Origin of the sequence: Microbacterium sp. LWH3-1.2, assembly GCF_040675855.1 — a bacterium.
In the GTDB taxonomy this organism is placed as follows: domain Bacteria; phylum Actinomycetota; class Actinomycetes; order Actinomycetales; family Microbacteriaceae; genus Microbacterium.
In genome coordinates this window covers 3,596,032-3,621,499 of record NZ_JBEGIK010000001.1, presented here as the reverse complement: position 1 = coordinate 3,621,499, position 25,468 = coordinate 3,596,032, and the positions used below count along the sequence as shown (strand labels likewise).

The 25,468-nt window shown below is 69.7% G+C and carries 23 protein-coding genes and 1 tRNA gene; 15 read left to right on the top strand and 9 right to left on the bottom strand.

The genetic code is table 11. The features are described 5' to 3' along the window. Positions 1-131: 131 nt before the first annotated feature. On the top strand, positions 132-1,064 hold the full coding sequence (locus MRBLWH3_RS16905) for a DMT family transporter (RefSeq protein WP_363434405.1): 933 nt from the start codon (positions 132-134) through the stop codon (positions 1,062-1,064). A 3-nt stretch (positions 1,065-1,067) separates the two neighbouring features. Here the strand turns inward: MRBLWH3_RS16905 and MRBLWH3_RS16900 are convergent, their stop codons facing one another. Further along, on the bottom strand, positions 1,068-1,556 hold the full coding sequence (locus MRBLWH3_RS16900; protein ID WP_363434402.1) for a hypothetical protein: 489 nt from the start codon (positions 1,554-1,556) through the stop codon (positions 1,068-1,070). 255 nt (positions 1,557-1,811) lie between these two features. On the opposite strand from MRBLWH3_RS16900, the gene MRBLWH3_RS16895 reads away from it, so the two are divergent. From MRBLWH3_RS16895 to MRBLWH3_RS16875, 5 genes are all read left to right on the top strand, one after another. Continuing rightward, a complete protein-coding gene (locus tag MRBLWH3_RS16895) occupies positions 1,812-3,098 on the top strand; it encodes an aspartate kinase (RefSeq protein WP_363435603.1) in 1,287 nt (428 codons plus the stop codon). A gap of 178 nt (positions 3,099-3,276) precedes the next feature. Beyond that, entirely contained in the window at positions 3,277-4,347 is a 1,071-nt protein-coding gene (locus MRBLWH3_RS16890; protein WP_363434399.1) for an aspartate-semialdehyde dehydrogenase, read from the top strand. Between the two features lie 163 nt (positions 4,348-4,510). Continuing rightward, positions 4,511-6,013, top strand: a complete 1,503-nt coding sequence (locus tag MRBLWH3_RS16885) for a malate:quinone oxidoreductase (RefSeq protein ID WP_363435600.1) — start codon at positions 4,511-4,513, stop codon at positions 6,011-6,013. 93 nt (positions 6,014-6,106) lie between these two features. Next, positions 6,107-8,134 carry a DUF2207 family protein gene (locus MRBLWH3_RS16880; RefSeq protein ID WP_363434396.1) on the top strand — a complete coding sequence of 676 codons (2,028 nt, stop codon included), beginning with the start codon at positions 6,107-6,109 and terminating at the stop codon, positions 8,132-8,134. A gap of 25 nt (positions 8,135-8,159) precedes the next feature. Then, a complete protein-coding gene (locus MRBLWH3_RS16875; protein ID WP_363434393.1) occupies positions 8,160-8,807 on the top strand; it encodes a thymidine kinase in 648 nt (215 codons plus the stop codon). Between the two features lie 25 nt (positions 8,808-8,832). Here the strand turns inward: MRBLWH3_RS16875 and MRBLWH3_RS16870 are convergent, their stop codons facing one another. After that, positions 8,833-9,663, bottom strand: a complete 831-nt coding sequence (locus tag MRBLWH3_RS16870; RefSeq protein ID WP_363434390.1) for a DUF1295 domain-containing protein — start codon at positions 9,661-9,663, stop codon at positions 8,833-8,835. 129 nt (positions 9,664-9,792) lie between these two features. Here MRBLWH3_RS16870 and MRBLWH3_RS16865 point away from each other — a divergent pair, with 129 nt between their 5' ends. Beyond that, positions 9,793-10,542 (top strand): FadR/GntR family transcriptional regulator, encoded by a 750-nt coding sequence (locus MRBLWH3_RS16865; protein ID WP_363434387.1) that lies wholly within the window; start codon positions 9,793-9,795, stop codon positions 10,540-10,542. An 18-nt stretch (positions 10,543-10,560) separates the two neighbouring features. Continuing rightward, positions 10,561-11,946: an alpha-hydroxy acid oxidase gene (locus tag MRBLWH3_RS16860; protein ID WP_363434384.1), complete on the top strand. Its 1,386-nt coding sequence runs from the start codon at positions 10,561-10,563 to the stop codon at positions 11,944-11,946. Positions 11,947-12,220: 274 nt separating this feature from the next. On the opposite strand, the gene MRBLWH3_RS16855 is transcribed toward MRBLWH3_RS16860, so the two are convergent. The 6 genes from MRBLWH3_RS16855 to MRBLWH3_RS16830 all read right to left on the bottom strand — a co-directional run bounded on the left by MRBLWH3_RS16855 (position 12,221) and on the right by MRBLWH3_RS16830 (position 18,840). After that, entirely contained in the window at positions 12,221-13,000 is a 780-nt protein-coding gene (locus tag MRBLWH3_RS16855) for an HAD-IIB family hydrolase (protein ID WP_363434381.1), read from the bottom strand. Between the two features lie 54 nt (positions 13,001-13,054). Continuing rightward, positions 13,055-13,128 (bottom strand) — tRNA-Pro (locus MRBLWH3_RS16850). 18 nt (positions 13,129-13,146) lie between these two features. After that, entirely contained in the window at positions 13,147-14,724 is a 1,578-nt protein-coding gene (locus MRBLWH3_RS16845) for a hypothetical protein (protein ID WP_363434378.1), read from the bottom strand. Next, positions 14,721-14,975: a hypothetical protein gene (locus tag MRBLWH3_RS16840; protein ID WP_363434375.1), complete on the bottom strand. Its 255-nt coding sequence runs from the start codon at positions 14,973-14,975 to the stop codon at positions 14,721-14,723. Before MRBLWH3_RS16840 ends, MRBLWH3_RS16845 begins: the two co-directional genes overlap by 4 nt. Positions 14,976-15,079: 104 nt before the next feature. Beyond that, positions 15,080-16,012: a metallophosphoesterase gene (locus MRBLWH3_RS16835; protein ID WP_363434373.1), complete on the bottom strand. Its 933-nt coding sequence runs from the start codon at positions 16,010-16,012 to the stop codon at positions 15,080-15,082. Further along, positions 16,012-18,840 (bottom strand): transglycosylase domain-containing protein, encoded by a 2,829-nt coding sequence (locus MRBLWH3_RS16830; RefSeq protein WP_363434370.1) that lies wholly within the window; start codon positions 18,838-18,840, stop codon positions 16,012-16,014. The genes MRBLWH3_RS16835 and MRBLWH3_RS16830 overlap by 1 nt, the downstream gene beginning before the upstream one ends. Before the next feature lie 109 nt (positions 18,841-18,949). On the opposite strand from MRBLWH3_RS16830, the gene MRBLWH3_RS16825 reads away from it, so the two are divergent. Together MRBLWH3_RS16825 and MRBLWH3_RS16820 are read left to right on the top strand one after the other, a co-directional pair. Further along, on the top strand, positions 18,950-19,165 hold the full coding sequence (locus MRBLWH3_RS16825; RefSeq protein ID WP_341997691.1) for a hypothetical protein: 216 nt from the start codon (positions 18,950-18,952) through the stop codon (positions 19,163-19,165). Between the two features lie 2 nt (positions 19,166-19,167). Continuing rightward, positions 19,168-19,635 (top strand): RidA family protein, encoded by a 468-nt coding sequence (locus tag MRBLWH3_RS16820; protein ID WP_363434367.1) that lies wholly within the window; start codon positions 19,168-19,170, stop codon positions 19,633-19,635. Positions 19,636-19,757: 122 nt separating this feature from the next. Here MRBLWH3_RS16820 and acs read toward each other — a convergent pair whose 3' ends face one another. Beyond that, positions 19,758-21,749: an acetate--CoA ligase gene (gene acs, locus MRBLWH3_RS16815; protein ID WP_363434364.1), complete on the bottom strand. Its 1,992-nt coding sequence runs from the start codon at positions 21,747-21,749 to the stop codon at positions 19,758-19,760. A gap of 415 nt (positions 21,750-22,164) precedes the next feature. Between acs and MRBLWH3_RS16810 the strand changes: the two genes are divergently transcribed. From MRBLWH3_RS16810 to MRBLWH3_RS16790, 5 genes are all read left to right on the top strand, one after another. Beyond that, entirely contained in the window at positions 22,165-23,391 is a 1,227-nt protein-coding gene (locus MRBLWH3_RS16810) for a TadA family conjugal transfer-associated ATPase (RefSeq protein WP_414685384.1), read from the top strand. Between the two features lie 128 nt (positions 23,392-23,519). Continuing rightward, positions 23,520-24,440: a type II secretion system F family protein gene (locus MRBLWH3_RS16805; RefSeq protein ID WP_363434361.1), complete on the top strand. Its 921-nt coding sequence runs from the start codon at positions 23,520-23,522 to the stop codon at positions 24,438-24,440. Positions 24,441-24,528: 88 nt separating this feature from the next. After that, entirely contained in the window at positions 24,529-24,771 is a 243-nt protein-coding gene (locus tag MRBLWH3_RS16800) for a DUF4244 domain-containing protein (RefSeq protein WP_363434358.1), read from the top strand. Next, on the top strand, positions 24,771-25,103 hold the full coding sequence (locus MRBLWH3_RS16795; protein WP_363434355.1) for a TadE family type IV pilus minor pilin: 333 nt from the start codon (positions 24,771-24,773) through the stop codon (positions 25,101-25,103). The genes MRBLWH3_RS16800 and MRBLWH3_RS16795 overlap by 1 nt, the downstream gene beginning before the upstream one ends. Continuing rightward, positions 25,093-25,464, top strand: a complete 372-nt coding sequence (locus tag MRBLWH3_RS16790) for a helicase (protein WP_363434352.1) — start codon at positions 25,093-25,095, stop codon at positions 25,462-25,464. Before MRBLWH3_RS16795 ends, MRBLWH3_RS16790 begins: the two co-directional genes overlap by 11 nt. Positions 25,465-25,468: the final 4 nt, after the last annotated feature.

Here is a 25,468-nt window from a genome sequence, read left to right as displayed (position 1 = left end):
TGTCGGAAGTCCGTCGTAGATTGGCGGTCGGCCGTCTCGCGTTCTGCGCCGGCGACCACGGAACGTAGTCGAGGACGACCTCGGGCGGCGTCGCACCGACCCCGCCACACCACCGTTGGGAGACACTTCGCATGAGCTCCTCGCAGCGATTCGACACGAAGGCGTGGCTGCTGTTCGGCGCGATGGCGCTGCTGTGGGGCGTCCCGTACCTGTTCATCAGCGTGGCCGTCGAGTCGTATTCGCCGGCGGCGGTGGTGGCCGGTCGCACGCTCCTCGGCGCACTGCTTCTGCTCCCGTTCGCGTGGCGTCAGAAGGCACTGCGCCCCGCGTTCGCGAAGATCGGCTGGGTGCTGCTGTTCGGCGCCATCGAGATGGCAGGGCCTTTCCTGCTGCTCGGCCATGCCGAACAGACGTTGCCCTCCGGGCTCACGGGACTCCTCGTGGCGACCGTGCCGCTGTTCGCGGCGCTGATCGCGTTCGGAGGCGGCGACAGGTCTGTGCTCACCCCGGCGCGGGCGATCGGACTCTTCGTCGGCTTCGCGGGCGTGTTCGTGATCGTCGCCGGTCCCGGACTCACTGTCGGGGGCGGCGGCAGTCTGCTCGCCGTCGGTGAAGTCCTTCTGGTCGCCCTCCTCTACGCGATCGCCCCGTTCGTCATCGCGACCAAGCTGCGCGATGTGCCCTCACTGGGTTCGATCACGCTCGCCCTCTTCGCCGTCGGCATCTTCTACACGCCGATCGCCTTCCTGACCCAGCACCAGGTGCCCACGGTCGAGGGCACGGTGTCGCTCGTCGCGCTCGCGGTGCTCTGCACGGCGCTCGCGTTCATCGCGTTCTTCGCGTTGATCGCCCGCGTGGGTCCGGTGCGGGCCCCGCTGTTCACGTACGTCAACCCCGTGGTCGCGATCGTGCTGGGCACCATCATCCTGGGCGAGCCGCTGACGCCGGGCCTGCTGATCGGCTTCCCGCTGGTGATCCTCGGCTGCTGGCTCGCCGCTACCGGCGGCCCGGTGCGCGCACGCACGCGCGAGTCGACCGACCTGCCACCGATCGCGTCGAGCTGAGCGTCAGCGCAGCACCTCGACCAGGACGATCCACGACACCAGCAGCGCGGCGACGATCGCGACGATCGACCCGGCGGCGAACCACACGAGGCCGACGGGCTGGCCCGCCGCCAGCAGGGCGCCGCCGATGAGGTAGGCGAGCGGCGCGAAGAATCCCACCGCCGACTTGAGCCAGCGCAGGCGGTTGGCGGGGAGCCGGTTCTCGAAGATCCTGCGGGTCGCCTGCGCCTGGAACACTCCCGCGCCGACCGCGATGACGACCATCGCGACTCCGTACGGGACGGGGCCGACAGCCGGGATGAGCCCGATCGCGGAGCCGATGAGGGCGAGCACCAGCCCCGAGATACCCGCGGCGAGACGGGCTGTGAGCGACGCCTCTTTGATGATGTCGCCGATGTTGACGCTCGCGGCGACGATCACGAGACCCGCGAGCGCCGCCGTCGCCCCGACCATGGCCACATTGAAGTCCGACCACGTCTCGATCTGCTCCATGCTCGGATGCTACTGGCGCTGCACCGCGGCGCACAGAATCGGAACCCTTTCGCCGCCACGCCGGTCGGCGCGCTGCGCGGGCGGCTTGTCGGCGCCGACCTCCGATCCTGTGCAGCGCCCGCTGCCGCTCGGGCGTCGCGACACATGGCTGGGCGCGCATGAGCGCGTCCGTAAGATGGACCCTTGGGCGACAGGAAACCGCGGTCTGCGGCATCCGTTCTCGCCCGTCCTCAGACAAAACGCGTGGAGTTCGATGTGGCGCTGATCGTCCAGAAGTACGGCGGATCGTCGGTCGCTGATGCCGTGAGCATCAAGCGCGTCGCGAAGCGCATCGTCGACACGCGCCGCGCCGGTCACGATGTCGTCGTCGCCGTCAGTGCGATGGGCGACACGACCGACGAGCTGCTCGACCTCGCGGGTCAGGTCGCGCCGATTCCGGCGCCCCGCGAGCTCGACATGCTGCTGTCGAGCGGTGAGCGCATCTCGATGGCGCTGCTGGCGATGGCGATCCACTCGATGGGCTTCGAGGCGCGCTCGTTCACCGGCAGCCAGGCCGGCATGATCACGACCGCCGACCACGGTTCGGCGCGCATCGTCGACGTCACGCCGATCCGCCTGCGCGAGGCGCTCGACGAGGGCGCGATCGTCATCGTCGCCGGCTTCCAGGGGTTCAACCGCGACACCCGCGACATCACCACGCTCGGCCGCGGCGGCTCCGACACGACGGCCGTCGCCCTCGCCGCCGCGCTCGAGGCCGACGTGTGCGAGATCTACAGCGACGTCGACGGCATCTTCACCGCCGACCCACGCGTCGTGCCGAAGGCGAAGAAACTGGGCGTCGTCTCCGCGGAGGAGATGCTCGAGCTCGCTGCCAACGGCGCCAAGGTGCTGTACATCCGCGCCGTCGAATACGCACGCCGTCACGGCGTGCTCATCCACGCCCGCTCCACGTTCAGCTCGGGCGTGGGGACCTATGTGCTCGGCCCCGGGATGAACGTTCCCGAGGGCGAAAAGGGAGAAGAGATGGAAGAGCCCATCGTCGCCGGCGTCGCCACCGACCTCGGCCAGGCCAAGATCACCGTGATCGGCGTCCCCGACGTGCCCGGCAAGGCCGCCGAGATCTTCAAAGTCATCGCGAAGTCCGGCGCCAACGTCGACATGATCGTGCAGAACGTGTCGGCGGCGGCCACCGGCCGCACCGACATCTCGTTCACGCTTCCCAAGACCGACGCCGCCACCGCCCTGAAGGCGCTCGCCGGCGACCAGTCCGAGATCGGGTTCGAGAACCTGGTCCACGACGACCAGATCGGAAAGCTCTCGGTCGTGGGCGCCGGCATGCGCACGCATTCGGGCGTCTCGGCGACCCTCTTCGAGGCGCTGAGCGTCGCGGGCATCAACATCGAGATGATCTCGACGTCCGAGATCCGGATCTCGGTCGTGGTGCGCGGCGACGACCTCGCCGAGGCCGCCCGCGTCGTGCACACCGCCTACGGCCTGGACGGCGACATCGAGGCGACCGTCTACGCCGGCACCGGCCGCTGAAGAGATCCGTTCGCGCCCCCGTCCCGCGCGAACGGCAGGAATCGCACGCACACTGTCCGCTCGGAGGGGTAACACCGCGGTCCGCGCCCGGCCGCGGCCGGTAGAATCGCCCAAACCCCGCGCGATCGACGACGCCCGCGCGTCCGCTCCACGCTTGTGCCCACGCTGAGGAACCACCATGACCCGCATCTCCGATTCAGGACTCTCCGTCGCCGTCGTCGGCGCCACCGGCCAGGTCGGGACGGTCATGCGCGAGATTCTCGCCGAGCGGGACTTCCCGATCCGCGAGCTGCGCCTCTTCGCGACGGCCCGCTCAGCCGGCACCGCCGTCGAGTTCCGCGGCGAGACGGTGATCATCGAGGATGTCGCGACCGCCGACCCGTCCGGCATCGACGTCGCACTCTTCTCGGCCGGCGCCACCGGCAGTCGCGCCCACGCTCCCCGCTTCGCCGAGGCAGGGGCGATCGTCATCGACAACTCCAGCGCGTGGCGCATGGACCCTGAGGTGCCGCTCGTCGTCAGTGAGGTCAACCCGCACGCGATCGCGAACCCGCCCAAGGGCATCATCGCGAACCCCAACTGCACGACGATGGCCGCGATGCCGGTTCTCAAGCCGCTCGACGCCGAGGCCGGCCTCGAGCGCCTCATCGTCTCGACGTACCAGGCGGTGTCGGGTTCAGGTCTCGCCGGCGCCCAGGAGCTCCTCGGTCAGGTCGAGGGTGTCCTCGCGCAGGGCAACACGCTCGACCTCGTGCACAACGGTGCAGCGGTCGATTTCCCGCAGCCCGAGAAGTACGTCGCGCCGATCGCGTTCGACGTGATCCCGCTGGCCGGCAACCTGGTCGACGACGGCCTCAACGAGACCGACGAGGAGAAGAAGCTCCGCAACGAGAGCCGCAAGATCCTCGAGCTGCCCGACCTCCGGGTCGCGGGCACGTGCGTGCGCGTGCCGGTCTTCACCGGCCACTCGCTGTCGATCCACGCGGAGTTCTCGCGCGACATCACGCCCGATCGTGCGTACGAGATCCTCGCTTCCGCACCCGGCGTCGTCGTCGAAGAGGTCCCGACGCCGCTGCAGGCGGCCGGCAACGACCCGAGCTACGTCGGCCGCATCCGCGCCGACCAGTCCGCCCCCGAGGGCAAGGGCCTCGTGCTGTTCATCTCCAACGACAACCTGCGCAAGGGCGCGGCGCTCAACGCCGTGCAGATCGCCGAGGTCGTCGCCGCGAACCTGGGCGTCACCGCCTGACGCGCACACATCGAAGGCGGACGGATGCTGCGGCCCCGCAGCATCCGTCCGCTTTACGTTTCGGCAAGAACCGCCGGACTTTCGCGGTCGGAACCCGCCTCCGGTCGGGGGTGGTTTCGGGCGGAACTAGAATCGTCTGGTGACCGAGAAGCCCTCCGACTCCCTGCCCAGCCCTGACGACAGCGATCTCCCCACGGGAACGGTCGACGTCCTGCTGATCGGCGGCGGGATCATGAGCGCGACGCTGGGTACCCTTCTGCAGCAGGTGCAACCCGACCTCAAGATCGCCGTGTTCGAGCGGCTGAGCGACGTCGCGCTGGAGAGCTCGAACCCCTGGAACAACGCGGGGACCGGCCACGCCGCCCTGTGCGAGCTCAACTACATGCCCGACAGCAAGGACGGCGGCCCGCTGGACCCCTCGAAGGCGATCTCGATCAACGAGCAGTTCCAGCAGAGCCGCCAGCTCTGGTCGTCGCTCGTCGAGGCCGGAGTGCTGGACGCCCCGTCGACCTTCATCAACTCGACCCCGCACATGACATTCGTCCGCGGCGAGAAGGACGTCGCGTACCTCAAGAAGCGCTACGAGGCGTTGAAGAACGAGCCGCTGTTCGCCGGCATCGAGTACAGCGAGGACTCCCGCGTCATCAATCAGTGGGCGCCGCTGCTCATGCAGAAGCGCCGCAAGGGCGAGCCCTTCGCCGCGACGCGGGTCCCTGCGGGCACCGACGTCGACTTCGGCGCTCTTACGCGTCAGCTCTTCGACCGTCTCGCCGACAACGGCGCCGATGTGCGCACCAACACCGAGGTGCGCAAGCTGAAGCGCTTGGCCGACGGCACCTGGAGCGTGAAGTACCGTCGCACGATCGGCCGCACCCCGGGTGAGATCCGCGCGAAGTTCGTGTTCGTGGGCGCGGGCGGCTGGGCGCTCAAGCTGCTGCAGCGCTCGGGCATCCCCGAGATCTCGGGCTACGGCGTCTTCCCGATCGGCGGGCAGTTCCTCAAGACGTCGAACCCCGCCGTCGTGGCGCAGCACAAGGCCAAGGTGTACTCGCAGGCCTCGGTCGGTGCGCCGCCGATGTCGGTGCCCCACCTCGACACCCGCGTCGTCGACGGCGAGGCGTCGCTGCTGTTCGGCCCTTTCGCGACGTTCAGTCCGAAGTTCCTCAAGACCGGCTCGTGGTTCGACATCGTGGGCCAGGTGCGCCCCGGCAACATCGGCCCGATGCTCAAGGTCGCGTGGGACAACCCCAGTCTCATCACGTACCTCGTCGGCGAGCTGCTGAAGAACCACAAGAAGAAGGTCGACAGCCTCCGTGTCTTCATGCCCACTGCGAAGGACGAGGACTGGGAGATCATCCAGGCCGGCCAGCGCGCGCAGGTCATGAAGAAGGACCCAGAGAAGGGTGGTGTGCTGCAGTTCGGCACCGAGGTGGTCACCGGCGCCGATGGCACGATCGCCGGCCTGCTCGGCGCCTCGCCGGGCGCCTCGACCGCGGCCTCGATCATGCTCGGACTGCTGAAGACCTGCTTCCCCGAACGCATCGAGGCGTGGGAACCGCGCCTGCGCGAGCTCATCCCGAGCTACGGCGACACGCTCAACGCGCGTCCCGAGGTCGCCCGCGAGTCGCTGGACGAGACGGCCGAGGCCCTCGCGCTCACGGCCTGATCCGCGGCGCGGGGCGGTGCCGTGACCTCCCCGCACAACGGCAGGGCGCGCCGATCCGGCGAGCACACCCCGCTCGCCCCCTAAGGTGGGGGCATGTCGGTGTCACGACGCGGATGGCGTCGCTGGGGGATCGCCGCGGGAGCGCTCGTCGCACTCGTCGTCGCGGGCGCGATCACGCTGGGCGTCGCCGGCGCAGCCGCAACGCCCGCCGCCATCGCGGCGCGGGAGAGCGAACGCCCAGGGGTGCTGGGCGCGTTGGCGCCGGCATCCGTCGACGACTTCACGTTCGACTCGTTCCAGGCCGACTACTGGCTCGTCCGCGGCACCGGCGATCGCACCCGGCTGCTCACGACCGAGACCATCGTCGCGCGCTTCCCGGACTTCGACCAGAACAAGGGGATGGTGCGGTCGCTGCCCGTCGTCGACAGCGGCATCGACCTCGGCACGGTCGTCTACACAGTGACGGGCGCGGACGGCGCGACGATCCCCTGGTGGACCGAGCGCGACGGCGACTGGATCTACGTACTCACCGGCGACGACTCGTACGTGCGCGGCGCGCAGACCTACGTCATCACATATGAGATGAGCGACGTCGTGCTGCGCTACGAAGACACCGCGGCCGACGAGTTCTACTGGGACACCGTCGGCACCGACCACGCGCAGCCGTTCGACGTGGTCACCGCCGACGTGCATGTGGCGACGGATGCTGCCGCCGGCCTGATCGACGGGCGCGCGTTCTGCTACACCGGCCCCGCCGGATCCACCGAGCAGTGCACGATCGAGCGGGCTACCGAACCGGAATCGCTGCCGGACGCCGTCCAGGCGTGGGCGCAGGCCGTCGGTTCGTCGGCGACGAGCGCGGTGGCCTTCACCGCCGGCGATGAAGGCCTCGGCCCGTACGAGAATGTCACGGTGGCGCTCGGCTTCGAGCAGGGCACGTTCGCAGCGCCCAGCCCGCCCCCGCCGCCGCCCTACCCGTGGTGGCTGTGGATCCTCCCGGCCCTCGCCTTGCTCTCCGGCATCGGGGGGCTCGTCTTCGTGCTCGTGGTGAAGGCAGTCGCGCGCCGCAACCCCGACCGGTCGCCGCTGATCGTGCAGTACACGCCTCCCGACGACGAGTCGCTGACGCTGTCGGCCGGTGTGCTGGACGTTCCGGAACGGGCACTGGCCGCGCACGTGGTCGACCTGGCAGTGAAGGACGCCGTCGAGATCCGGGCGATCGGCGACCGCCAGGACGCCGACGACTTCGAGGTCATCCTGCGCGAGACGACCGGGCTCGACAGCGACGAGCGGCGAATCGTCGACACGCTGTTCGGGCGCAACGCCGAACCCGGCGCGGACGTCGACCTCGGCGCGTTCGCACGCAAGCCGCCGTCCCGCGCCGTCACCTACGTGCGGCGGATCGACGAGTTCACCGTGCAGCGCGGCTATCGGAGCAAGCTTCCGGCGTGGATCACCGCGCTGCGCGGCTTCATTCTCTTCGCAGGGCTGCCGCTGGCGATGCTCCTCATCTTCTTCGCCGACGTCGTCTACATCGTGCTCGAGCCGCTCGGGTCGCTCGGCAACCTGATCTACTTCGCGGCGGTCGGCAGCGCCTTCTTCGCCTTCATCGGGCTGCCGTTCTTCTCCCTCCCCAAGTCGGTGCTCACCGTGGCAGGGGGGACGCACAAGACCTATCTCGACGGCATACGCGAGTACCTGCAGCTTGCGGAGGAAGACCGTCTGCGCGCGGCGCAGTCGCCGCAGACCGCCGATCTCGTGTCGGCGGGTCGCCGCCCCTACGGCGACGCGTCGGGCGCTCCTGGCGCGTCGGTCGTGAATCTCTACGAACGGCTGCTGCCGTACGCCGTGCTGTTCGGCATGGAGCGGGACTGGGTGGACGTCATCCGCGCAGCGGGGGCGGCCGAGGCGACTGCGCGAGTCGCCTTGTTCGATGCCGTGAACTCGCGGTCGCTGTCCGACGCGTCATCGTCGATCGGGCGGCTCGCGGCCACACCGGTGTCGCGTCCCGGCTCGTCGTCGAGTTCGTCCTCGAGCTCGAGCTGGTCGTCATCGGGCGGATCGTCGGGTGGCGGGTTCTCCGGGGGTGGGGGCGGCGGCGGAGGCTTCGGCGGGCGCTGATCCGCCCACCGACTACGCTCGATCCGTGGCCAAGCTCTACTTCCGCTACGGGGCGATGAACTCCGGCAAGTCGACATCGCTCCTGCAGGCCGCGTACAACTACGAGGAGCGCGGGCAGCACGTGATCCTCGCCAAACCCGCCATCGACACCAAGGGCGCCGACCAGATCGACAGCCGCCTCGGCGTGAAGCGCACCGTCGACTTCCTGGTGCGACCCGACGACGACATCCGCGCATTGTTCGCGCAGCACCGCGCCCGGGTGAAGGCCGAGGCGGCAGACACGCTCGTCCCCGAAGCCGACGAGCACGAAGTCGACATCGCGTGCCTGCTCATCGACGAGGCCCAGTTCCTGACCCGCGCGCAGGTCGACGATCTGCTCCGCATCGTCGTGTTCGACGGGGTGCCGGTGCTGGCATACGGCATCCGTACGGACTTCCAGACCCAGGCCTTCCCGGGCTCGGCCCGGTTGCTCGAGCTCGCCCACAGCCTCGAGGAGCTGAAGACCATCTGCCGGTGCGGACGCAAGGCGCTCTTCAACGCCCGTCTCGTCGGCGGTCGCTTCGTGTTCGACGGCGATCAGGTCGCGATCGACGAGCTCACGGCCGATCGGGTCACGTACGAGTCGCTGTGCGCCGAGGACTACCTGCGCGCGTCGGGCGGTCGTCTGGAGTGACGCCACCGACGGGGCGGCCCGGGGTTCAGGCCGTCTCGGGCGCGCGTCCGCGTCGCCGGGGGAGCGGGATCAGCATCGACGTCGCGCGCTGGTACTCCCGGTAGGCCGGGTACTTCGACGCCGAGATCGACTCCGTGAACACCGTGGAACCGATGAAGAGGACCGTCAGCAAAGCCGCGCCCGCGATCGTCCAGTTGAGCCAGCTGCCGCCGGCGGCGACGAGCGCCGCCGCGCCGAGCGCGTAGAACGCCCACCACTGGGCCTGCTCGAAGAAGAAGTTCGGGTGCCGACTGTACGCGAACAGTCCCGTGGTGACGAAGCCGGGTTCGAGCGCGCCGCCCGCCGCCTTCTTGGCCTGGTGGAACGCCCACTGCTGCTGATCCGCGACGGTCTCGCCGACCAGGAACGCGGCGAACAGCATTGCGAAAGCGGCATCCCATCCGGTGAAGGGCACGGGATGCTGCCACGCGATGTAGGCGGGAAGGGAGATGAGCACGAGCAGCGCGCTCTGGAAGAGCACGATGAAGAAGACGTTGAAGAGCTGGAACTGCCAAAGCGTCATACGGCCGCGCAGGATCGCCCAGCGATAGTCCTCCATGCCGGTGTAGCCGCCCTTGCGGGCGAAGTTGAACGTCAGTCGTGCGCCCCAGGCCGTGACGAGGAGCGCCATCACGATGAGCCGCGTCGCGTCGACCCCGGCGACGAGAGCCGCGAGGGCGAAGATCCACACGTAGATCACGGGCACGATCGACCACAGCCGGTCGATCCAGGACGTCTCTTTCGTGACGAGCGACGTGATCCAGCAGAACGTGGCGGCGACGCCCGCGACGATGAGGACGAGGAGGAGGGGGTCCATGGGGTCAGCGTAGTGCTCCGCCCGGACACGCGTCGTCATGCGGGTTGTCTGTGGTCCGACCACACGCTATCGTGGTCGGACCCCCTTCGAAGACGGAGGACGCCGGATCCGACATCGACGAGGAGATCCGTGGCCGACACCCCGACTCCGCCCGCGCTCGCGCCCGCACGCGCGTGGCGCGTCGTGCTCGAGAAGATCGAGACCGACCTGCTCAACGGCATCCTCAAGCCCGGTGACCGGCTCGCCCCCGAGCGGGAGCTCGCCGCGACGCTCGGCGTGGGGCGTTCCAGCGTGCGCGAAGCCTTGCGCGTGCTCGAGGTGATGGGGCTCATCCGCACCGGCACCGGGTCGGGGCCGACCTCCGGCGCCATCATCATCGCGACGCCCGAAGGCGGCATGTCGGCGCTGCTGCGACTGCAGGTCGCCGCGCAGGGCTTCCCGTTCGACGACGTCGTCGCCACGCGCCTCGTGCTCGAGTCGGCCGTCGTCGACGCCCTCGCCGCAGCGCCTTCTCGTTCGACCGCCCGGGCGCGGGAGCTGCTCGACGCGATGGATGCCGACGACCTCACCACTCCCGAGTTCCTCGCCCTCGACGCCCAGCTGCACCTCGCCCTCGCCGAGGCATCGGGCAACGTCGTGATCGCGGCGATGATGGCCGGCCTGCGAACGGCGATCGAGTCGTACGTGCAGGCGGGCGCGGCGGGTCTCGCGGAATGGGACGCAGCGGCAGACCGTCTGCGCCACGAGCACCACGCGATCCTCGACGCCGTCGACGCGGGTGACCCGACGCTCGCCCGCACCCTCGTCCACGACCACATCGTCGGCTACTACGCAGCGGCGGGTCTCGCCCACTCGACCGCCGCACGCACCCAGATCTGACCCATCGGAGAGGTATTCATGGTCACCCGCCAGTTCCCCAACCCCAAGGAGCTCCTCGAGCTCATGCAGTTCAAGAAGCCCGAGCTCGACGGCAAGAAGCGCCGCCTGGAGTCCGCGCTCACGATCCACGACCTTCGCGACATCGCGAAGCGCCGCACGCCGAAGGCCGCCTTCGACTACACCGACGGCGCGGCCGAGGGCGAACTGTCGCTCTCTCGCGCACGCCAGGCGTTCGAAGACATCGAGTTCCACCCCGATGTGCTGCGCCCCGCTGAGAACGTCGACATGTCGACGGAGATCCTCGGTGGCCCGTCCGCCATGCCCTTCGGCATCGCTCCGACCGGCTTCACGCGGCTCATGCAGACGGAGGGCGAGGTCGCCGGCGCCGCAGCTGCCGGTGCCGCCGGCATCCCGTTCACGCTCTCGACGCTCGGCACGACGTCCATCGAGGGCGTGAAGGCGGCCAACCCGAACGGACGCAACTGGTTCCAGCTGTACATCATGCGGGACCGCGAGATCTCGTACGGCCTGGCCCGCCGCGCCGCCGAGGCCGGCTTCGACACGCTGCAGTTCACGGTCGACACGCCGGTCGCGGGCGCGCGCCTGCGCGACAAGCGCAACGGCTTCTCGATCCCGCCGCAGCTCACGCTCGGCACCATCGTCAACGCCATTCCGCGTCCGTGGTGGTGGTACGACTTCCTCACCACTCCGAAGCTCGAGTTCGCGTCGCTGTCGACGACGGGCGGCACTGTGGGGGAGTTGCTCAATTCGGCGATGGATCCGACGATCAGCTACGACGACCTCGCGATCATCCGCGAGATCTGGCCGGGCAAGATCGTGGTCAAGGGCGTGCAGAACGTCGCCGACTCGAAGCGGCTCATCGATGCGGGCGTCGACGGCATCATCCTGTCGAACCACGGCGGCCGTCAGCTCGATCGCGCCCCGATCCCGTTCCGCCTCCTGCCTGAGGTCGTGCGCGAGGTCGGCAAGGACGCCACGGTCATGGTCGACACCGGCATCATGAACGGTGCGGACATCGTCGCGTCGATCGCCCTCGGAGCCAGGTTCACGCTCATCGGCCGCGCGTACCTCTACGGCCTGATGGCGGGCGGACGCCAGGGCGTCGACCGCACCATCGCCATCCTGCGCAGCGAGATCGAGCGCACGATGAAGCTCCTGGGCGTGTCCTCCATCGCCGAGCTCGAGCCGCGACACGTCACGCAGCTCCAGCGCCTGGTCCCCGTGGCGGTGCCGGCACCCACCGCCGAGGCGGCCGCGTCGACCGCGCGCCCTCGCGCCGCTCGTGCCACGACGGCGTCGAGCGCAGCGAAGGCGGATGCTGCAGCATCCCGTCCTGCGAAGGCTCCGGCTGCGAAGAGCACCGCTCCGCGCGCCAAGGCCTGATCCGGCCTCCCTCGGGTTTGGGGCGTGCGGCGACCGCTTGGGGCGGATGCCGTGCGCCCCAAACGTTCGCCGTGCGCCCCAAACCCGGGGAACGGTGGCTCGCCGGGGCTCGCGCGCAGCGGCGTGACGAACGTCGCCCGCTCTTCTGTCACAGTGTGCCGTTCACTGCTGCAGATCGCGACAGGCGAGCAGTCTCGTCGGTCCGAAGACTCTGCTCACCCGTCACGAAGCGTCGGGGGCGCCGGCAGATCGTGACGGGCGAGCGGATGCTGCGTCAGACGCGGACGGGAAGCGTGGGGATGAGCTGCTCGAGGTAGACGACCGTCTCTTCCCAGCCGTCGACGGCCTGGCAGCGCACGCCCATCGCGAGGACGGGGTAGTCGTTGCCGTCGGGATCGAGACGGTCGCCGACGAACAGCATGTCGTCGAGGGAGATGCCGGTCTGCTCGGCGAGCTGCCGCATGCCGTACGCCTTGTCGATGCCCCGCTCGGTGATGTCGACCGAGGTCGAGCCGCCCGAGCGCACCTCGAGATCGGGCAGCAGCGCCGCAACCGCGGCGCGCAGGCTGTTCTTCCTCTCGCCGGTGGGGTCCCAGGCGGTCTTGGCCGACACGGGAGCCTTCTGGCCGAGTGCCGAGAAGGTGATCTGCGAACCCCGGTCCTCGAGAATGTCGCCCCACGTCTCGGACTCCCAGAGCCCGAGACGGCGTGCTTCGCCCTCGACGGCGGCGAGGGCGCGGGACTTCTGGTCGTCCGTGAGCGAGCGCTTGTAGACCGTGACGACCTCGTCCGCCGTGAGCCGGTAATACTGCGTGCCGCACGTGGGCAGCAGGTGCAGACGCGCGAGGGCGTCGGCGGAGGCATCGGGAAGGCGGTCGACGACCTGCGCAGTGAACTGCTGGAGCTGGCCGCCGGAGATGATCGCCACCTCGACGCGCTCGGCGAGAGCGATCAGCAGTTCTCCGATGCGCGGGTCGATCTCGCTCTTCGAGGGTGCGAGCGTGTCGTCGAGATCGAACGCGACGAGAAGGGGCGGGGTGGTGCTGTCGACCATGGTGTCCGTCCTTTCATGCGAAAGGCCCCGCCCTACGGCGGAGCCTCTCTGCTGTCGGGGTGACAGGATTTGAACCTGCGGCCTCTTCGTCCCGAACGAAGCGCGCTACCAAGCTGCGCCACACCCCGTTTTGCAACCCTCCGAGTCTAACCGATCCGAGAGGGTGCTCCTAACCACCGGCGTCTCGAGCTGACGATCGCGATGCCCAGGCTGAGGAGTGCGATTGCGATGGCGGTAGGCGAGCGCAGAGTGGCAGCATCCGTTCCCGTTGCGGCCAGCTCCGCGGGGCGTCGCCCGTTCGGAGTCGGCGGCGCTTCGGCGGCCGCGGTGGGCGTGGGCGTGGGCGTGGGCGTCGGCGCCGGTGGAGGTGGGACGACCACGGCGACCTGCGAAGGCTCGCCGAACCGCTCGGTCCAGGCGAAGTCGGGGCCGGTGTGGGCGGCGACGGACGGGAGCTGGTCGGCGGCGGACACGCTCCAGACGGCGGTGTAGTACCCCGGAGCGATCATCTCCCACAACGACGTGACGGTGTACGGCGCAGTCGGGCCGGTCGCGGGTTCGGTGGTGACCTCGAGCGTGCCGACGATGGCCGCGTCGCCCGGGACGGCTGCACCGGCGACGGGCTCGGCGTCGGTGCGGTACACGACGGCGCTCGCGGTGACCGGCAGGAAGGAACCGTCGTCGGCGCGCGGCCACGAGCCCTCCGCCGCAGTGAAGGTGACCTCGTCGACGTACTTTCCGCCGCGCGCGTCCCGCGCCGCGACTTGCGTCGAGATGGCCGGAGAGAACGGGGGGACGCGCGGGGCGGAGTCCGCTCCCGACACGTCGAACTGCACGCGCCCCGCGGGGCCCGCGGTCTCCTGGCCGCCGGGGGTGGTGAAGTGCCGGACGGCGGCAGCGAGGCCGGCGTCGAAATGGCCTGTTCCGCTCACGGTGTAGGGGCGCCCCTCGGCGGGCGGTGCCGTGCGGATGCCATACGTCGAGCCGGATGTCGCATTCTCGAGCGTCGGCGAACCGGAATCCGCGAAAACCGCGTCGGTGAGGGTGACGGTGCCGGTTGCTGCGCTGGATGTGTCGACCCGGACGGTTCCGGAGCGATGGTCCGCAGCATCCGTGGTGAACACCAGTCTTCCATCGGCGGTCGCAGGACCCAGCGCCGCCCGTGTGGCTTCGTCGTAGTAGGCGACCGCCCGCTCCTGGACGGCGCGGTCATGCTGCGGCGAGAGCGCAGACATCGTCCAGTGGATCGCCCCGGCGAGCGAGTCGCCGCGATAGCCGAAGGCATGCAGTGTCTCGTCGCGGTTCGCGATGGCCTTCACGGCCCACGCGACCGCGGCCGCCTGAACCGGGTCGTCCGTCTGTCCGTATGTCGTCACGAGGAGGTTGATCCCGACGAGCTGCTGGGGTGAGAGGCCGGCGGCCGATCCGCTGATTCCGTGATCGGTGGTCTGCCCGGTCGGGGCAGGGGCGCCCGGTGTGATGCAGTAGGTGTGCACACCTCCGACGAGCATCGAGCCGTGCCACCCGTACGCGGAGATCGGCGCCCAGGTGCCGAACCCGGTACCGCGTTCGGCGGCGTCGGCGCGGGATGGGGAGCCGATGCTCACCCCGAGGACGGTCAGAAAGATCATGACGAGGAGCAGGTACGCGGGCAGGGGCAGTGCGCGCCCGCGGAACACGGGCCGAGTCTGATTCCGGGACGAGTCGGCCAGGGGCATGCTCACTCCGCTTCCTCGACGAGAGGCATGAACGGGGCGTGCCGGCCGAAGCCGCGAGAGGGATGCGTGTCGCCGAGATCCGCATCGTCGTTCGCTGGGGCGCCGAACGATGCACAGACGCCCATGATCGCGAGAGCGATCAGGAGCGCGAGCAGCCTCAGACGGGTGGGAAGGCCCACCTCGTGGACGGCCATCGTGGCGACGAGCGTGTTTCGGCACGGGGTGTCGGCGGGTCGTGGGTGACGCGAAGCAGCCATGCATCGAGGATCGTCGCCCCGCGCCGGCAGTGGCGGCCGAAGCGGACGAACTGTGGACGACCTCTCGCCGAGGGCGATTGGGGAGGAACCCGAGCGGGCCGGCGCTATGCCCGCGGAATCAGCGTGAGGAGCGACGCCTCGGGACGGCAGGCGAAGCGCACCGGCGCGTAGATCGAGTGGCCGATGCCCGCGCTGACATTGAGCGGCACCGCGCGGCCGTCCTGCTTCCACGCACTGAGCCCCCGCGCCTGACGCAGCGGGATGTCGCAGTTGGCGACGAGCGCGCCGAAACCGGGGATGCGGACCTGGCCGCCATGCGTGTGGCCGCCGAAGATCACGTCGGCACCGAGGTCGACGAAGTCGTCGAGCACACGACGGTAGGGCGCGTGGGTGACGCCGATCGACAGGTCGGCGGACTCCTCGGCGCGAAGCGCCGCCAGCGGCTCGGGGAGCGCCTCGAGGCGGTCCCAGTGACGATGGGCGTCGCTCACGCCGAACGCGGCGATGCGCAAGCCCGCGGCATCCAACGACCCGACCTTGTTGTTGAGGTCGAGCCAGCCGAGTTCTCGAGTGAGGTAGTCGTCCAGCGCTTCGGTGTCGAGTGGTTCCGCGGTGTGCTTCGCCTTCGACGGTCCCGTGAAGTACCGGAACGGGTTTCGAGGCGACGGCGCGGCGTGGTCGTTGGAGCCGTGCACGAAGACGCCGGGGACGCCACGCAGCGGATCGAACGCGCGGCGGAGTCCGCGAAGGCCATCGAAGTGGCCCATGTTGTCTCCGGTGTTGACGACGAGGTCGGGCTGGAGCTCGGCGAGCGCGGCGATCCAGTCCTGCTTGCGGTGCTGCCAGGGCGCCATGTGCGCGTCGGAGAGGTGGAGGACGCGGATCGGCGATGCGCCGGTGGGGAGCACAGGAACCTCATGGAAGCGGACCGTGAAGAGGTAGCGCTCGATGCCGACACCCCAGATCGCGGCGCCCGCGCCGACCGCCCCCACCGTGCCGAGCACAGTGAGGGCGGTGCGCGTTGCTGAGGAAGGCACTAGCCGTCGCCGTCGCCGTCGCCGTTGCCGGGACCCCGGCCCCCGGCTCCGCCGCAGATCACGGCGGAGTAATCGACGGTGATCGAGGAGTTGCGGTTTACGACCGAGCCGGCAGCCGGGTTCGTCGCGCCGGCCTTGGTCTGCGCGCCGAGGCTGGCATCGACGGAGCAGTTGCCGTCGCCGACGTTGCCGAAGCCGGCGCTGCGCAGCGCCTTCTTCGCATCGTCGAGCGTCCGTCCCGACACGTCGGGCACGGTGACACCCTCGCCGTTACTGGGGTTGATCGTGACGGTGCTGCCGCCCGCGACCTTGCCCGCTCCGGGGTTCTGAGCCGCAACGACGCCCGCGGGCTGGTCGGAATCGACCGGTCCGCCGACCTCGACGGTGAAGCCCGCGTCGGTCAGGAGCTTCGTCGCTTCGTCGACCGACTTGCCGACGACGTTGGGCAGATCGGTGAGCTGTACCTTCGTCAGCTCATTGTCGGGAGCAGCGAACTTCCCACCGGGATAGATGTCGTTAGCGACGCCTTGGATGGCTCGTGTGATCGGGAAGCGGATCTGGTTCAGACGGTTCCCGTTGTACGACGTCTTGGTGATGTCACCGCCACCCTGAACGTTGCCGACCCACGTCGCCGTTGCCACGCGTGTGCTGGACTCCACCATCCACGTCGTGATCTCTTCGTGCGTACCCGTCTTGCCGATCAGGGGCGTGCCGTCGCCAGGGTTGCCGCCGGTGCCGGTGCCGCCCGAGTTCATCACGCCCTGCAGCGCGTACGCCGCAGTCGCCGCGACGTTGGGGGCGATGACCTGGGTGCACGTGCGTGCGGGTTTGGCCAGCTCGTTGCCCTCGGAGTCGGTCACGCGGTCGATGGCCTGGGGCTGGCAGTAGATGCCGTTGTTGGCGACGGTCGCGTAGGCCTCGGCCATCGCCATGGGCGAGACGAAGTTCGTGCCGATGATGGAGTTCAGGTTGGTCATCTCGACCTCGTTCCCGTTCCCCTGGGTCACGCCCATTCGCGTGGCGACGTTCTTGATGTCGCAGAGATCGAGCTTCTCCGCCATGGCGAAGAATCCGGTGTTGAGGGAGTCCTTCGTGAAGCGCATGGGCGTGCCCATGTAGCCCCTGTTGTTGCCGAAGTTCTTGATGAGGGTGTTCGACCCGTTGACCCAGTCACCCGAGCATGAGTTCTTCATCCTCTTGAAGACGTGCAGCGTACCGTTCAGCGTCTCGTTGACCGAATGCCCCTTCTCGAGCCAGTCGATGAGCGTGAACAGCTTGAACGTCGAACCAGCAGGGAACCCGCCGGACGTGCCGAATTTCGCGTCACCGGCGAAGACCAGCGATGCGTAGTTCGGGTCGCTCGAGAGCGAGGCATCCTCGCTGAACTTCGTGTTCTGCGCGATCGCGAGAACGCGCCCCGTCGTCGCTTCGATACTCACGGAGGTTGCCCCGAAGCGGCCGGGAGAGGGAGTGGTGCTGCCGATCGGCATGTCGATCGCCGTGGGGGCGTACTTCGTCATCGCGTCCTGCGCCGTCGTCTGCACGCGGGTGTCGAGCGTGGTGTAGACGTTCAGCCCGCCGCGCTGCAGCAGCGCCCGGCGCTCGTCCTGCGTCGCTCCGAACGCTTCGTCGTTCAGGATCACGTCCTTCACGTACTGACAGAAGTACGCGGCGCCGCCGGCCGCCTGGCAGCCCGTGGTCGGCTCGACGATGGTCGGCGTGATGGGCCAGACCGCGGCCTCGACGTACTGCTCGCGCGTGATCTTGCCGTCGTCGAGCATCCGGCTCAGCACGTAGAGCTGGCGCACCTTCGTCGAGGTGTAGCCGTCGGCGGCAGCCAGCTTCTGCTCTTCGGTGATCTCCCCGCTCGCCACGAGCGCGTCGAGGGCGCCGAGCTTGGCGCCCTCGTCGATGACTCCATCCGGCGCCTTGTTGAAGGTCGCGCCGTCGGAGCCGAAGATCGAGCCGCCCGGCTTGTCGATGCGGTAGTTGTTCGGGTTCTGCACCATGCCGGCGAGCGTCGCCGCCTGCGCGACCGTGAGGCTCGCCGCGTTGGTGTTGAAGTAGTGGCGTGCCGCGGCCTCGATGCCGTACGTGATGCCACCGAAGTTGGCGATGTTCATGTACCCGAGCAGTATGTCGTTCTTCGAGTATTTCTGCTCGAGCGAGATGGCGTAGCGCATCTCCTGCAGCTTGCGGGTATATCCCTCCGAGCCCTCGGCCGTCGTGGCGTCGACCCAGCATTGGCGCAGTGCCGCGTCGCGGCTCATCTTCTCGATCGGCAGGCCGGTTGCCTCGTCCTTGACGATCTCTCCCGCCTCGTCGGTCTCGTACACCGTCGTGGCGTTCTGCTCGCATTTCTGGATCAGCACGTTCTTCACGTACTGCTGGCTGATAGACGAGCCACCCTGCGTCTCGCCGCCGCCCTGCGCGTTGGACAGGAGGGCGCGCGTCGTTCCGATGAGGTCGATGCCGCCGTGCTGGTAATAACGCGGGTCCTCGGAGGAGAGGAGTGCGTCGTACATGACCGGGTTGATCTGGTCGAAGTTGACCGGGGTCCGGTCCTGCTCGAGGAACTTGGTCAGCAGTGTCTGCTCGCCCGTCTCGGGGTTGGTGGCGTAGAAGTTGCTCGGGAGCATGAGCTTGTCGATCTCGAGGACGCTCGGGAGATTGTCGAACATCGTGATCGCGCGCTCTGCCGCGGTGCTCGTGATCGCGACCGCGGGGGTGACGGTCGCCGCAATGAGGACACCGGCTGCGGCACTGAGGCCGACGAGCCCGGCGAGTCCGCCGAGCACACCGGTGGCCGTGCGTTTGGTATCAGGCATAGGGTTGATCGTAAGGGAGATACCTGGGCGATCCATCAAGGGCGCTCGGTCGACCGGGGTGTTTCCCAGCCTTCACCAGCCGTCCTTTCCGCACACTCGAGGAGTCGCGATGACGACGTGGGAGTACCTCACCACGCCCCTTCTGATCCACAACACCGCAGCGATCCTCAACAACTGGGGCAAGCAGGGCTGGGAGCTCGTGCAAGTGGTGCAGGGCCCCGAGGGCGGACTGGTCGCCTACTTCAAGCGCCCCTCCGGCGGCGGTCAGCAGAACGTGGGACTGGATGCCGCGGCCCAGGCCGCGAAGCAGTTCGAGGAGGCGTGACCATGAGCGTGAGCGCCCGTCTCGCCGAGCTCGGCATCGACCTTCCCGACGTCGTTCCTCCCGTGGCCGCGTACGTCCCTGCGAAGGCGCACGGCGACCTCGTCTACACCGCCGGCCAGCTGCCGATGGTCGCCGGCGCGCTGCCGGCGACCGGCAAGGTCGGCGAGGGCCACGGACTCGTGCCCGCCTCGGACGCCAAGTCCTACGCGCGCCAGAGCGCCCTCAACGCCATCGCGGCCGCGGCAGCCGCCGTGGGCGGAGTCGACCGCCTCACCGGCGTCCTCAAGGTCACCGGGTTCGTGGCATCCGTTCCCGAGTTCACCGGCCAGCCCGGTGTCATCAACGGCGCGAGCGAACTGCTCGGCGAGGTCTTCGGCGACGCCGGCAAGCACGCCCGCTCGGCCGTCGGCGTGCCGGTGCTGCCGCTCGACGCCCCCGTCGAAGTCGAGGTCGTCTTCTCGTACGCGTGATCGTCCTCGCCGCTCGTCGAGCGAGCGAAGCGAGTCGAAACGCCCCGGACTTTGCGCAAGGTCCGGGGCGTTTCGACTTCGGGCGCGAGAGCGCCCTTCGCTCACTGAGCGGGAGGCTCTCGCTACCTGACCTGCGCGGAGATCACCGACATGACGGCGGTGTCGGCGAGGGTCGTGGTGTCGCCGACCTCGCGGCCCTCGGCGACGTCGCGGAGCAGGCGGCGCATGATCTTGCCGGACCGGGTCTTGGGCAGCTCGCCCACGATGTAGACGTCGCGGGGACGCGCGATCGGGCCGATCTGCTCGCCGACCCACAGCCGCAGGTTCTGCGCGAGGCCGTCGGGGGAGTGCGCATGGAGGTATGACTGCTTGATGATGACGAAGGCCACGACGGCCTGGCCGGTGGTCTCGTCGGAGGCGCCCACGACGGCCGCCTCGGCGACGGCCTCGTTGCCCACCAGGGCCGACTCGATCTCGGTGGTCGACAGGCGGTGGCCGGAGACGTTCATGACGTCGTCGACCCGGCCCAGCAGCCACACATCCCCGTCGTCGTCCAGGCGCGCGCCGTCGCCGGCGAAGTAGTAGCCCTGCTTCTGGAACTTCTCCCAGTAGGTCTCGACGAAGCGCTCCGGGTCGCCCCAGATGCCGCGCAGCATGGACGGCCACGGCTCGGTGATGACCAGGAGTCCGCCGTTGCCGTTGCCGACGTGGGTGCCGTCCTCGTCGACGACGTCGATCGAGATGCCGGGCAGCGGCACCTGTGCCGACCCGGGCTTGGTCTCGGTGACACCGGGTAGGGCGGACACCATGATCGAGCCGGTCTCGGTCTGCCACCACGTGTCGACGATCGGCGCGGTCTTGCCGCCGATGATCTTTCGGTACCACATCCATGCCTCGGGGTTGATGGGTTCGCCCACCGAGCCGAGCAGGCGCAGCGACGAGAGATCGAACTGCTTCGGGATCGCCCGGCCGAGCTTCATGAACGAGCGGATCGCGGTCGGCGCCGTGTAGAGCACGGTCACCCCGTACTTCTGCACGATCTCCCACCAGCGGCCAGGGTGCGGGGTGTCGGGCGTGCCCTCGTAGAGCACCTGCGTCGCGCCGTTCGCGAGCGGGCCGTACGTGACGTAGCTGTGTCCGGTGATCCAGCCGATGTCGGCGGTGCACCAGTACACGTCGGTCTCGGGGTGCAGGTCGTGCACGACCTTGTTCGTGAACGCCGACTGGGTCAGGTAGCCGCCCGACGTGTGCAGGATGCCCTTGGGCTTGCCGGTGGTGCCCGACGTATAGAGGATGAACAGCGGGTTCTCGGCGGGGAAGGCCCGCGCCTCGTGCTCGGCGGACGCCGCGGGCACGACGTCGTGCCACCAGAGGTCGCGACCCTCGGCCCAGTCGACGTCGTTGCCGCCGCGCTTGACGACGAGCACGTGCTCGACGGTCTCCTGCACACCCGTGCCGCGGTCGCCCAGGGCGAGGTCGACGGCGGGCTTGAGCGGCGAGACCTTGCCCTTGCGGTAGCCGCCGTCGGCGGTGATGACGAGCTTCGCGCCGGCGTCGTCGATGCGGGCGCGCAGGCTGTCGGCAGAGAAGCCGCCGAACACGACGGAGTGGACGGCGCCGATGCGCGCGACGGCGAGCATCGAGGCGACCGCCTCGGGGATCATCGGCAGGTAGATCGCGACACGGTCGCCCTGGCCGACGCCGAGGCCCTCGAGCACGTTTGCGAGCCGCTTCACCTCGTCGGTGAGCTCGGCGTAGGTGACGCGGCGCTCGTCGCCCGGCTCGCCCTCCCACAGCAGCGCGACGCGGTCGCCGTTGCCGGCCTCGAGGTGGCGATCGAGGCAGTTGTACGCGACGTTGAGCTCGCCGTCGGCGAACCACCGAGCGAACGGCGGGTTCGACCAGTCGAGCACCTCGGTGAACGGCTTGTGCCAGTGCAGGTCGCGCGCCTGGTCGGCCCAGAAGCCGAGGCGGTCGGCCATCGCGTCCTCATACAGCTCCGCCGTCGCGATCGCGTTGGCGGCGAAGTCATCGGTGGGCGCGAACCGCCGGTCCTCGTTGAGCAGGTGGTCGATCTGGCTGCTGGCTTGCGTGAGAGGGGTCTGTTCGCTCATGAGAGCGCGCTCCTTTGCGGGCTTGGTCGAGGCCGAGGGGTGACGGCGAGTCTGCCAGGAAATGTACCCACCGCCGCCCGAAGCGACTACCCCCGATAGTAGGGGGCGCCGCATACATCGATCCCGACCGATATATCAGTGAGAATCCTCTCCTTTTCGTTTTGCCGGGACCCGTGCCTCGCCTATGCTGACCGTTGGCCGAACATCGATTCTGGCATTGCGGCACCCGACGTCACCCCCCGAATTCGGGGCCGCGCTTGGCGGCATCCCATTCCCCCCATGGGATGCCGCCTCTCATTTCTGGGAGCGGCTGCGCGCCGGTGCCGGCTCCTCCCCAGTGGTGCTCACCCCTCAGATCTCCACAGATGACCGGATTCACCGCGGGCAGGGGCGAGGGGCTCCGTACCGTCGGAGCATGTCCGCACCGTTCGTCGTCCGTCGCCGCTCCGGGACCTCGGTCACCCCCGGTGCGAAGGAACGGACGGATGCTGCGCCCCGGCCGGCGTCGGCTGCCCCGGCGTTCGCTCCGGCGGCTGCTGCGCCGCCCGCCGCGGCGGGCGCGTGGGTGCCTCATCGGGGCGGTGCCGGTGCAGCGACTCGGGTGGCGAAGTCGGCGTCGCCCCCCGGGCTCGGTGAAGCAGCGAAACCCGCACTGAGCCCGGCTCGCCCGAACACAGTGGCATTCGCCCACAGTTCGGCGCAGCGGCCTCCCGTCCTCGAGCCCTTCGCGGCATATCTCGACGACCCGGAGGTCACCGACCTGTTCGTCAACGGCGCGGCGGGGCTGTTCGTCGATCGCGGAGCCGGGGTCGTGCAGGCGCGGGAATGGCGGGCGACCGAAGATGAGGTGCGCGATCTGGCCGTGGCGCTCATCGGCCTCGGTGGGCGGCACATCGACGACGCCGCTCCGTGCGTGGACGTGCGCCTCGACGGCGGCATCCGCGTTCACGCCGTGCTGCCGCCGATCGCCCCGGAGGGCACGGTCCTGTCGATCCGCGTGCCGCGCCTCGGCGCTGCAACGCTCGATGACCTGCAGCGCACGGGGATGTTCGACGAGGACGTGCGCCGACGGCTGGTCGACGCGATTGCGGGACGCGCGAACCTCCTGGTATCGGGGGCCGCCGGCGCGGGGAAGACCACACTGCTCGCGGCGCTTCTCGCGGAGGCACCCGCCCACGAGCGCATCGTCACGATCGAGGATGTCGCCGAGCTGCGCATCGCGCATCCGCATCACGTCCGCCTCGAGGCGCGTCAACCCAACATCGAAGGATCCGGCGGCGTCGGGCTTGCGCGGCTGGTGCGTGAGGCGCTGCGTATGCGGCCGGACCGGCTCGTGGTGGGGGAGTGCCGTGGCGACGAAGTCCGGGAGCTGCTCTCGGCACTGAATACCGGCCACGACGGCGGAGCCGGCACCGTGCACGCGAACGGACTCCACGACGTGCCCGCCCGGCTCGAGGCGCTCGGTGCACCCGCCGGACTCGACGATCGCGCACTCGCCCGCCAGGCGGCCAGTGCGATCGGGCTCGTCGTTCACGTGGAGCGGAGCGCGGACGGCTCCCGCAGCATCGCCGGAGTCGGTCGCCCGTTCATCGATGACGACGGGCGTCTCGCCATCGAGGAGGAGCGATGGGACTCTCGCTGACGCAGCGCGCGCCGGAGGCCCGGGCGCTGTGGCGACGCCCGCCTTCGTCGCGACTCCCGGCAACCTCCCGATTTCGGACGCCGTCCCGGTTTCGGGCGTCGTCCCGAAGCCCGGCGTCATCAGCCGACGTGGCGGAGACTGTCCTGAGGCTGGCGGTGCTGCTGCAGGCGGGAGTGGCGCCTGCCCGCGCGTGGGAGCATCTCGCTCGCGCCGGCGACCCGGCGGCTCTGAACGTCGCATCGGCGATCGGACGAGGGGTGCCGCTGCCCGAGGCGATCGCCACCGCGGGGTCCGGCGCGTGGCGCGAGGTCGGCGTCGCCTCTCAGGTCGCGCTGGTCGTGGGTGCACCGCTCGCCGAGTGCCTGCGTGGACTGGCCGCGGCGCTGCGCGACGGGCAGGAGGCGGCCGACGACGTGCGGGTGGCCCTCGCCGAGCCCGCGGGAACGGCTCGACTCATGAGCTGGCTCCCGCTCGTTGCGGTGGGACTGGGCGCTGCACTCGGGTTCGATACGTTCGGCACCCTGTTCGCGAATCCGCTCGGGGTGGCCTGTCTCGCCGGCGGCGCCGTGCTGATCCTCGCTGCTCGCCGCTGGACGACGCGGCTCGTGCGCGCAGCCGCGACGTCCGAGGGCGCGCCCGGCCTCGATGCGGAGCTGATCGCGATCGCCCTGAGCGGCGGGGTCTCCATCGATCGGGCGCGGGCGGTCGTACGGGAGGCGCGCCGACGAGGAAACCCGGGCGGGAGCTCCGTTTCGGAGGACCGCTCCGCGCATGAAACAGCCCACGTGGAGGAGGATTCCGGCAGATCGGACGATGTGGATGCCGTGCTGGCGCTGTCGCGGACGGCCGGCGTGCCCGCCGTCGAGCTGCTGCGCGCTTCGGCCGCCCACGCCCGGCATCGTGCGCGCGTCGAAGCCCGTCTGCGTGCTGCGCGGCTCTCGTCTCGGCTGCTCATTCCGCTGGGCGTGTGCACGCTGCCGGCCTTCCTCCTTCTCGGAGTCGCGCCCATGCTGCTCAGCGTCATGTCGACGATGTCGGTCTCGCTGTGACGGACCGGCTCGCGAGCCGCGCCGACCCGCGACTGGCCGTCGCCCCAGACCGTGCCCGAACCACGAATCCATCGAACGGAGAACCCCCATGTCCCTGTCCCGAGCCGACCGAGTCGTGCCCCCTCTCACACGCCGCCGTGCCGAACGCCTGTTCGCACCGCCCGAGGCCGAACGCACGTGGGCCGACGAGACCGGAGCCGCGACGGCCGAGTACGCCATCGCGACGATGGCAGCCGTCGCCTTCGCCGGACTGCTGGTCGTGATCATGCGGTCCGACGAGGTGCGCACAATCCTCACCGACCTCGTACGACGCGCGCTCACGGTGGCGTGATGCGCCCGCGGCTGGGCGACGACCGCGGCGCGGTCGTCGCCGAGTTCGCGGTCGCCCTCCCGGCGGTCGTCCTCGTGCTGGTCCTCGGTGTGGGCGCGCTCGCCGGGGCGTCCCGGCAGGTGCGGCTTCAAGACGCGGTGGCGGATGCCGCGCGCCTGAGCGCTCGCGGCGAATCCGACCAGCGCGTCCGCGATGCCGTCGCGGCGACGGTGGGCGAGGCATCCGTCGAGATCACCCCTCGAGGTGATCTCGTGTGCGTGTCGGCAACCGCGTCCGCGCTGTTCGGGGTGCGTGTCACGGCCGCCGGGTGCGCATTGGCAGGTGGCCTGTGATCCTGCCGCGTGCCTTCGCCCCGCCGGCGAGCGGACGCTGCTGATGGCGGGGACGATGGCGGCCGTCGGGATCATCTCCGCCGCAGCGCTGCTCGCGGTGGGGCTCGCCGGCGCCGGCGCGGCCGCGGCCGCGAGCCAGCGATTGGCCTCGGCGGCGGACGCCGGGGCGCTCGCCGCGGCGGACGCGGCATCGGGGGCGATTCCCGGTGTCCCGTGCGATCGGGCGGCCGAGGTCGCGGGCACGTTCGGCGCCGTCGTCGAGGCGTGCGAGCTCGACGAGCTGATCGCGACGGTCACCGTCTCGATGCGCCTCGGACCGGTCGCCGCACGGGCATCGGCTCGGGCAGGTCCGCCGCCCTGATCCC

Excerpts from the sequence above, each read along its gene's own strand:
- acs (WP_363434364.1), bottom strand. The coding sequence starts at position 21,749 with ATGAGCGAACAGACCCCTCTCACGCAAGCCAGCAGCCAGATCGACCAC.
- MRBLWH3_RS16810 (WP_414685384.1), top strand. The coding sequence starts at position 22,165 with ATGTCCGCACCGTTCGTCGTCCGTCGCCGCTCCGGGACCTCGGTCACC.
- MRBLWH3_RS16840 (WP_363434375.1), bottom strand. The coding sequence starts at position 14,975 with ATGGCTGCTTCGCGTCACCCACGACCCGCCGACACCCCGTGCCGAAAC.
- MRBLWH3_RS16905 (WP_363434405.1), top strand. The coding sequence starts at position 132 with ATGAGCTCCTCGCAGCGATTCGACACGAAGGCGTGGCTGCTGTTCGGC.
- MRBLWH3_RS16795 (WP_363434355.1), top strand. The coding sequence starts at position 24,771 with ATGCGCCCGCGGCTGGGCGACGACCGCGGCGCGGTCGTCGCCGAGTTC.
- MRBLWH3_RS16890 (WP_363434399.1), top strand. The coding sequence starts at position 3,277 with ATGACCCGCATCTCCGATTCAGGACTCTCCGTCGCCGTCGTCGGCGCC.
- MRBLWH3_RS16880 (WP_363434396.1), top strand. The coding sequence starts at position 6,107 with ATGTCGGTGTCACGACGCGGATGGCGTCGCTGGGGGATCGCCGCGGGA.
- MRBLWH3_RS16900 (WP_363434402.1), bottom strand. The coding sequence starts at position 1,556 with ATGGAGCAGATCGAGACGTGGTCGGACTTCAATGTGGCCATGGTCGGG.
- MRBLWH3_RS16855 (WP_363434381.1), bottom strand. The coding sequence starts at position 13,000 with ATGGTCGACAGCACCACCCCGCCCCTTCTCGTCGCGTTCGATCTCGAC.
- MRBLWH3_RS16860 (WP_363434384.1), top strand. The coding sequence starts at position 10,561 with ATGGTCACCCGCCAGTTCCCCAACCCCAAGGAGCTCCTCGAGCTCATG.
- MRBLWH3_RS16800 (WP_363434358.1), top strand. The coding sequence starts at position 24,529 with ATGTCCCTGTCCCGAGCCGACCGAGTCGTGCCCCCTCTCACACGCCGC.
- MRBLWH3_RS16825 (WP_341997691.1), top strand. The coding sequence starts at position 18,950 with ATGACGACGTGGGAGTACCTCACCACGCCCCTTCTGATCCACAACACC.
- MRBLWH3_RS16870 (WP_363434390.1), bottom strand. The coding sequence starts at position 9,663 with ATGGACCCCCTCCTCCTCGTCCTCATCGTCGCGGGCGTCGCCGCCACG.
- MRBLWH3_RS16820 (WP_363434367.1), top strand. The coding sequence starts at position 19,168 with ATGAGCGTGAGCGCCCGTCTCGCCGAGCTCGGCATCGACCTTCCCGAC.
- MRBLWH3_RS16830 (WP_363434370.1), bottom strand. The coding sequence starts at position 18,840 with ATGCCTGATACCAAACGCACGGCCACCGGTGTGCTCGGCGGACTCGCC.